This is a genomic window from Fibrobacter sp., from assembly GCA_024398965.1.
Lineage (GTDB): Bacteria > Fibrobacterota > Fibrobacteria > Fibrobacterales > Fibrobacteraceae > Fibrobacter.
In genome coordinates this window covers 1-7,724 of sequence record JAKSIF010000080.1, presented here as the reverse complement: position 1 = coordinate 7,724, position 7,724 = coordinate 1, and the positions used below count along the sequence as shown (strand labels likewise).

10 protein-coding genes are annotated in these 7,724 nt (G+C 54.8%); 9 read left to right on the top strand and 1 reads right to left on the bottom strand.

The annotated features are described in order from the left end of the window. Positions 1-173 precede the first annotated feature (173 nt). From MJZ26_14280 to MJZ26_14245, 8 genes are all read left to right on the top strand, one after another. Entirely contained in the window at positions 174-596 is a 423-nt protein-coding gene (locus tag MJZ26_14280) for a sigma-70 family RNA polymerase sigma factor (protein MCQ2106944.1), read from the top strand. Beyond that, on the top strand, positions 589-801 hold the full coding sequence (locus MJZ26_14275; GenBank protein ID MCQ2106943.1) for a helix-turn-helix domain-containing protein: 213 nt from the start codon (positions 589-591) through the stop codon (positions 799-801). The genes MJZ26_14280 and MJZ26_14275 overlap by 8 nt, the downstream gene beginning before the upstream one ends. Before the next feature lie 497 nt (positions 802-1,298). Further along, positions 1,299-1,697 carry a plasmid mobilization relaxosome protein MobC gene (mobC, locus tag MJZ26_14270; protein MCQ2106942.1) on the top strand — a complete coding sequence of 133 codons (399 nt, stop codon included), beginning with the start codon at positions 1,299-1,301 and terminating at the stop codon, positions 1,695-1,697. Further along, positions 1,669-3,294 carry a relaxase/mobilization nuclease domain-containing protein gene (locus MJZ26_14265; GenBank protein ID MCQ2106941.1) on the top strand — a complete coding sequence of 542 codons (1,626 nt, stop codon included), beginning with the start codon at positions 1,669-1,671 and terminating at the stop codon, positions 3,292-3,294. The genes mobC and MJZ26_14265 overlap by 29 nt, the downstream gene beginning before the upstream one ends. Continuing rightward, the gene (locus MJZ26_14260; protein ID MCQ2106940.1) at positions 3,284-3,670 is read left to right on the top strand and encodes a cysteine-rich VLP domain-containing protein; all 387 of its coding nucleotides are present in this window, start codon (positions 3,284-3,286) and stop codon (positions 3,668-3,670) included. The genes MJZ26_14265 and MJZ26_14260 overlap by 11 nt, the downstream gene beginning before the upstream one ends. A 72-nt stretch (positions 3,671-3,742) precedes the next feature. Next, positions 3,743-4,537 carry a replication initiator protein A gene (locus MJZ26_14255; protein ID MCQ2106939.1) on the top strand — a complete coding sequence of 265 codons (795 nt, stop codon included), beginning with the start codon at positions 3,743-3,745 and terminating at the stop codon, positions 4,535-4,537. Beyond that, positions 4,534-5,376 (top strand): ATP-binding protein, encoded by an 843-nt coding sequence (locus MJZ26_14250; GenBank protein MCQ2106938.1) that lies wholly within the window; start codon positions 4,534-4,536, stop codon positions 5,374-5,376. Before MJZ26_14255 ends, MJZ26_14250 begins: the two co-directional genes overlap by 4 nt. A gap of 14 nt (positions 5,377-5,390) precedes the next feature. After that, positions 5,391-5,585: a transposon-encoded TnpW family protein gene (locus MJZ26_14245; protein MCQ2106937.1), complete on the top strand. Its 195-nt coding sequence runs from the start codon at positions 5,391-5,393 to the stop codon at positions 5,583-5,585. Positions 5,586-5,649: 64 nt separating this feature from the next. Here MJZ26_14245 and MJZ26_14240 read toward each other — a convergent pair whose 3' ends face one another. Beyond that, complete coding sequence (locus tag MJZ26_14240; GenBank protein MCQ2106936.1) at positions 5,650-5,850, bottom strand: hypothetical protein; 201 nt, start codon at positions 5,848-5,850, stop codon at positions 5,650-5,652. Between the two features lie 225 nt (positions 5,851-6,075). On the opposite strand from MJZ26_14240, the gene MJZ26_14235 reads away from it, so the two are divergent. Then, positions 6,076-7,692 (top strand): recombinase family protein, encoded by a 1,617-nt coding sequence (locus MJZ26_14235; protein MCQ2106935.1) that lies wholly within the window; start codon positions 6,076-6,078, stop codon positions 7,690-7,692. Positions 7,693-7,724: the final 32 nt, after the last annotated feature.

Below are 7,724 nucleotides of genomic sequence, written 5' to 3'. Positions count from 1 at the left end.
AAATTCAAGTTTGTCGGGTAAATAGCAAACCCAGCCGAGCCAGTCAACGGTCAAGATGAACGGCGCATATGCGCAGCCGTTGACAGCCCCGCCCGCCTTTGCTGGTAGGCAATCAAGGGGCGACAGCAAGAAGTGCCACCGCCCCGCACTATTATTCAGAAAGGGGAATTTCCATGACCGACCAGATAGCCTATCAAGAATATATCCAGCGCAGGTACAACGCCTTTTGCAAGACTGTTATCCGCTGTGCCGCCTTGGACAAGATTTTGAAGCTTAAACGGCAATGGGAACGGCAAGTTTCCCTTGACTATCTGATGAACGAGAAGTTTGTCCAGTTTGCCGCGTCGGAGCCGGACGAGGAATACCCATTTACCGTCTGCGGTCAGACCGTCCTGCTCTGCAACGCCGCCCTTGCCGACGCGATCTCTGTTTTGCCGGAGCAGACGCGGGAAGAAATCCTGCGCTATTACTTTCTGCGCCAGCCGCAGCGCGTGATCGGCGCGTGTATTGGCCGGTCACGCAGCACAGCGGGGCGGCATATCCAGCTTGCCTTGCAGCGGCTACGCGAAGAAATGGGGGTGAGCCGGTATGAGTAGACTTCTCCCCTATGAAACAATCCTCAAAGCCCGTGAGGGCGACCCAGAAGCCGTGAACGCTGTCCTGCTCCACTACGCCGGATATATCCGCTATTTCTCAAAAGTGAACGGGCAGGTCAACGCCGAGGTGGAGGACTATGTAAAGCAGCGGTTAATTGACTGTCAATTCAAGTTCCGGCTTGACGAACCACCGGACAAGTCATAAAAACTGAATACCAGCCGCCACCGACGCGGCCAGCGAAAGCAGTAAGTCTTGAAAAAGATTTACTGCTTTTTTTGTTGTCCGGCTCCGCTCCCGGCCATTTTGCCCCCTGCCGGTTGTAGTAGTAAGCGAGGAGGGAATTTTTCTGCCCTGGTGTTTGGCATTTGGAGCATTTACCCGTAGTAGAGGGCAAAGAGAAAGGATTTCTCCAACACCGGGTAGAAACCACTGCGTCCGGTGTCATTTTAGCGAAAGCGGGCAGGAATGCCCTTTACAGGATTAGTAGTAGCAGAAAAAGAGAAACAAACTTTTGTGGTTGCAGTTTTCCAAAAAAGTGGCGGACGGAAGTGAGAGAAAGTTTGCAGTCACGGAGAGCAAGTTTCTACCACGGTGCCAAAATCCGCAATTCTGCAGTTTTGCCCCTCGCGGGAAACTTGTTGGGGAGTGCCTTCCCCAAACCCTGCTCATGCGCCCTTACGGGCGAGAAAGGAGGTCACACCATGCGAAAGAAATACAACACGCCCCACCGCAGCCGCGTTGTGAAAACCCGGCTGTCCGAAGATGAGTATGCCGACTTCACAGCGCGGCTTGCGCCCTATGGTATCAGCCAGTCCGAATTTCTCCGGCAGGCGATACGGCGGGCGACCATACGCCCGGTTGTCCATGTGTCGTCGGTCAATGACGAGTTGCTTTCCGCTGTCGGGAAGCTGACAGCCGAGTACGGCAGGATCGGCGGCAACCTCAATCAGATTGCCCGGTATCTGAACGAATACGGCGTACCCTACAACACCCTTTCCGGCGAGGTACGCGCCGCCATATCCGACCTTGCCGTCCTCAAGTATGAAGTCCTCAAGAAAGTAGGTGACGCGGTTGGCAACACTCAAGCATATCAACTCTAAAAACGCCGACTACGGAGCCGCCGAGCAATATCTTCTCTTTGAGCATGACGAGTTTACCATGAAGCCCGTCCTTGATGAAACCGGCAGGCTTATCCCCCGCGAGGACTACCGGCTGTCCACGCTGAACTGCGACGGGGAGGATTTTGCCGTTGCGTGTATGCGGGCCAATCTCCGCTATCAGAAAAACCAGCGGCGGGAAGATGTGAAAAGCCACCACTACATCATCAGCTTTGACCCGCGGGACGGGCCGGACAACGGCCTGACCGTAGACCGGGCGCAGGCGTTGGGGGAACAATTCTGTAAAGAGCATTTTCCCGGCCACCAGGCCCTTGTCTGCACCCACCCGGACGGGCATAACCACAGCGGCAACATTCATGTGCATATCGTCATAAACAGCCTGCGGATTGAGGAAGTGCCGTTCCTGCCCTACATGGACAGGCCGGCCGATACGAAAGTCGGCTGCAAGCACCGATGTACCGACGCTGCCCTGCGCTACTTCAAATCCGAAGTCATGGAGATGTGCCACCGGGAGGGGCTTTATCAAATCGACCTCTTGAACGGCAGCAAGAACCGCGTCACCGACCGGGAGTATTGGGCGCAGAAAAAGGGACAGGCCGCGCTGGACAAGCAGAACGCCCCCATGATTGCCGATAGTATCACGCCCCGGCAGACCAAGTTTGAAACGAACAAGGAGAAGCTGCGGCAGACCCTACGGAAAGCCCTTGCCACCGCCGCCAGCTTTGACGAGTTTTCCTCTCTGTTGCTGCAGGAGGGTGTGACCGTCAAGGAGAGCCGGGGGCGGCTTTCCTACCTCACGCCGGACAGGACAAAGCCAATTACCGCCCGGAAGCTGGGCGACGATTTTGACCGCGCCGCTGTCTTTGCCGTTTTAGAGCAAAACGCCGCCAGAGCAGCCGAAGCGCCAGCCAGATCCCCCGATCCCCCACGCACCATAAAAGACCGCTTGCAGGTTGCCAGAGCCGAGATAGCCGCCCCGAAACAGGACGGAGTGCAGCGGCTTGTGGACATTGAGCAGAAAATGGCCGAGGGCAAAGGCCGGGGCTATGAACGCTGGGCGAAGATACACAATCTGAAGCAGGCCGCCAAAACGCTGTCCGTCTACCAGCAATACGGCTTTACTTCCCCGGAGCAGTTAGAAGCCGCCGTTGACACCGCCTATCAGAAAATGCGCCAGACCAGCGGCGAACTGAAAGCACTGGAAACGAAGCTGCAAGGGAAAAAGAAGTTGCAGCGGCAGGTGTTGGCCTACGCCCAGACCAAGGCCGCCCGCGACGGGCTGCGGGCACAGAAATCCGAGAAAGCCCGCGCCGCATACCGGCAGGCCCATGAGAGCGATTTTATCATAGCCGACGCAGCAGCCCGGTATTTCAAGGCGCATGGCATTACCAAGCTGCCCGCCCGGAAAGCGTTGCAGGCCGAGATCGAGCAGCTTATCTCCGAGAAAGACGGCCTGTATAACACCTATCACGAACAGAAACAGCGGTTCAAGGAGTTGCAGACCGTCAAGCGGAACATCGACCAGATTTTGCGCCGGGACGAGCCGCACCGCAGAAAGGAGCAGAGCCATGAGCGATAACCTGCCCCACATGGACTACCGCCAGCACCGGCGGGCGCGGCGGCTGGTACATGAGTGCTGTAACTACGATGAGGGGAACTGCCTGCTATTGGACGACGGGGAGCCTTGCGTGTGCGTCCAGAGCATTTCCTTTTCCCTCATGTGCCACTGGTTCCGTGTGGCTGTCCTGCCCCTTGACGGGGAGCTGGCCGCAGCCCTCTTGTGCCGGGGAAGCCGGAAACGGTGTGCCGTCTGCGGGGCGGCCTTTGTCCCCAAATCCAACCGGGGAAAATACTGCCCCGACTGCGCCGGGCGCATGAAGAAAATCAAAGCCGCCGAGAGAAAGCGGAAACAAAGGCAGAGATGTCACGCTTTAGAGCCTTTCAAACCCGCATAAATCAAGGCTTTTTTCGTGGGTGTCAAAGGGTACGCGATACATTTATCCTTTTCCCCCGGAAACGGCGTTTTAATGCGTGACAATACGCCAAAATCAACCCGAACACAGGGAGGTGATCCTATCGCTGATTATATCAGGGCAGACACGCGGCTGCCCGCCTATCTGCCGTATCCCCGTTTCCTGCTGAAAATGGAGATTTCACAGACCGCCAAGCTGCTGTATTCGCTGCTGTTAGACCGTTCCACCCTCTCCCAGAAAAACAAGTGGCTGGACGACGAGGGCAGGATTTATATTATCTATCCCATCGCGGAGATAGCAGAAATACTGGATAAAGGCAGCACCACCATCAAGGGGGCGCTTAATGAACTGGACACGGCGGGGCTGTTGGAACGGGAACGGGGCGGCTTCTCCGCACCGAACCGGCTTTATGTCAAAGTACCGCCAGTGCCACAGGTACAGTTTTCAGACCAACTGATGGCCGGAAGTCCGCCCCTCATAGAGCCGGAAAACCGTCCTACTGATGGTCAGAAAACCGACCTTATGATGGTCGGAAAACCGTCCCCTAACCAAACTACTATAAACAACCTTACAGAGAGCCAAACAAAGGGAGTGAGTGGGGGGCCGTCCGCGCCCTATGGCCGATATGGAAATATTTTTCTGTCACAGACCGAATACGACGAGTTGCAGGCAGAGTACCCTGACAGGCTGGAACGGTTCATCGAGGAAATGAGCCGCTACCTTGCCGCCAACGGGAAAAGCTACCAGAACTATGCCGCCGCCCTGCGGATATGGGCGGGGAACGACAAAAAGGAAGCCCCTAAAAAGGGCATACCAGACTACTCATGCAAGGAGGGCGAGAGTTTATGAAGAATGAAATCAACGCGGTTTTGGAGAATATGACGACCACCATCCCGGAGCCGGAGGACTACACCGGCGAGGACGGTTTACTGTACTGCGGCAAGTGCCGCAAGCCGAAAGAAGCCTATTTTGCGCCGGATAAGGCCGCTATCTTCGGGCGCGACCGCCACCCGGCAGAGTGCGACTGCCAGAGAACCGCCCGCGAGGAACGGGAAGCCGCCGAAAAGCGGCGCAGACACCTTGACACCGTGGAAGAACTGAAACGCCGGGGCTTTACCGACCCCACCATGCGGGACTGGACTTTCGAGAACGACAACGGCAGGAACCCGCAGACCGGGCTTGCCCGCCGGTATGTGGAGCATTGGGAAGATATGCGGACAGACAATATCGGCTGCCTGTTCTGGGGCGGCGTAGGCACCGGCAAAAGCTACCTTGCAGGCTGTATCGCAAACGCCCTCATGGAGAAAGAAATCCCCGTCCGCATGACGAACTTTGCTCTTATCCTCAATGACCTTGCCGCCAGCTTTGAGGGGCGCAACGAGTACATTTCCCGCCTTTGTCGTTATCCGCTGCTGATCCTTGACGACTTCGGCATGGAACGCGGGACGGAATACGGGCTGGAACAGGTGTTCAATGTGATTGACAGCCGTTACCGCAGCGGCAAGCCGCTGATCGTCACGACCAACCTTACGCTGGACGACCTGCACAACCCGGAGGACACCGCCCATTCCCGGATTTATGACCGCCTGCTTTCCATGTGCGTCCCGGTACGCTTTACCGGCGACAACTTCCGGCAGGAAACCGCCAAGCGGAAAATGGAGAGCATGAAGAAACTGATTACCGACTGAAAGGAGTATTGCCTATGGCAGATAACAAGCAGCACGACACCCGCACCACCCGCCGCCCTGACTGTGTGACGGAAATCCGCATGGGCAATTCCGTCCTTGTCGTGTCCGGCTATTTCAAGAAAGACACCACAACCACAGCCGCCGACAAAATGGCGCGGGTACTGGAAGCGGAAGCCGCTGCTACACAGGAGCCGACTTATCCGGCGTGAACCGGGGCATGGAAAAGCGGCCATGCCAGGGAGCATGACCGCTGGAACGAAAATCGGAAGTGCTTTAGCAATTCTTAATCTCATTCTCTATAAAATAATTTGCAATTTCAAAGGCTTTTATTCTTCTCTTTGCCAATGTGATTTGTGATTTATAACGCTCGGAATTATCCTTTGATTCAAATGTTTTTACTGTTTCTCTTAGCTTGTGCAGAGTTGAATCAATTTGCCTTTTGGCCGCGGTTAATTCATCTATTGTATACTTCATGTTTTCTCCTTTAACTTCTGATTTTTTTGTTAAATCAGAGTATACCACGGAGTTATGAACTTTTCTACTGCAAATATGGGACGACAACCCATACCATAAAAATCGGAAAATTGAAAAGCTGTAAAGAAGCAAATTTAACGCTTTTGCCGCTGTACAGCCCCCGCCGTTCCGTGGTACAATGAAACCACGGAATAGTGGGGCTGGCTGTCGGAAACGGAGGATTTTATGTTAAGACAAGCCACCCAAAACCTCATTACCGCCCTTTATCCGAGATTGTCCCACGAGGATGAATTGCAAGGCGAGAGTAATTCCATATCGAACCAAAAAAGGATACTCGAAACCTACGCAAAACAGAACGGCTTTACCAATCTGCGCTGGTACACCGACGACGGTTTTTCCGGCGCGAACTTCCAGCGGCCCGGATTTCAAGCCATGCTTGCGGACATTGAAGCCGGGAAAGTGGGTACGGTCATCGTCAAGGACATGAGCCGGTTAGGGCGAAACTACTTGCAGGTAGGGTTTTACACGGAAATGCTGTTCCCTCAAAAGGGTGTGCGTTTTATCGCTGTCAACGATAATGTGGACAGTGCCAGCGAGGGCATGGACAACGATTTTACCCCGCTGCGAAATCTGTTCAATGAATGGCTGGTGAGAGATACGAGCAAGAAAATCAAGGCAGTGAAAAAGTCAAAAGGCATGAGCGGCAAGCCTGTTACCAGCAAGCCGGTTTACGGCTATGTGATGGACGAGGACGAGAATTTTATTATAGACGAGGAAGCCGCCCCGGTGGTGCAGCAGATTTACCAGCTTTGCCTTGCCGGGAACGGCCCGACCAAGATTGCCCGTATGCTGACGGAGCAGCAAATCCCCACGCCGGGGACGCTGGAATATCAGCGGACAGGCAGCACCCGCCGTTATCACCCAGGCTATGAGTGCAAATGGGCGACCAACACCGTCGTTCATATCCTCGAAAACCGAGAGTACACCGGATGTCTGGTGAACTTCAAAACGGAAAAGCCTTCTTATAAGGTCAAGCACAGCATAGAGAACCCCGTCGAGAAGCAGGCCATTTTCGAGAACCACCATGAGCCGATCATCGACAAGGAAACATGGGAACGGGTGCAGGAGTTACGCAAACAGCGCAAACGCCCGAACCGCTACGATGAAGTGGGGCTGTTCTCCGGGATTTTGTTCTGCGCCGACTGCGGCCATGTGCTGTATCAGCAGCGGTATCAGAACAAAGACCGCAAACAGGACTGCTACATCTGCGGCAGCTACAAGAAGCGCACCCGCAACTGTACGGCGCACTTTATCCGCACCGATCTGTTGACCGCTGGTGTCCTGGCAAATCTCCGGCAAGTGACCGAATACGCAGCCAAGCATGAGAGCCGGTTTGTGAAACTACTTGTCCAGCAGAACGAGATCGGCGGCAAGCGAAAGACCGCCGCAGCCATCAAGCAGCTTGAACAGGCGCAGGAACGCATTTCTGAAATCAGCCGCATTATCAAGCGGCTGTATGAGGACAATGTAAACGGCAAAATCAGCGATGAGCGTTTCATGGAACTGTCGGCTGACTACGAAGCCGAGCAAGCGGAGCTGAAAAAGAGAGCCGCCGCCCTGCAAGCCGAACTGGACAAGTCACAGGCAGCTACCGTCAACGCCGAGAAATTTATGGGCATTGTCCGCAAGCACCTTGCCTTTGAAGAACTGACCCCCACTCTCTTGCGGGAAATGATCGAGAAAATTGTGGTGCATGAGTGCAGCTATGATGAGAACGGCACCCGCAGGCAGGACATTGAGATTTATTACAGCTTTGTCGGCAAGATTGACTTGCCCGAATAACCGCCCGACCTATCCGACACAATGGCCAAGTG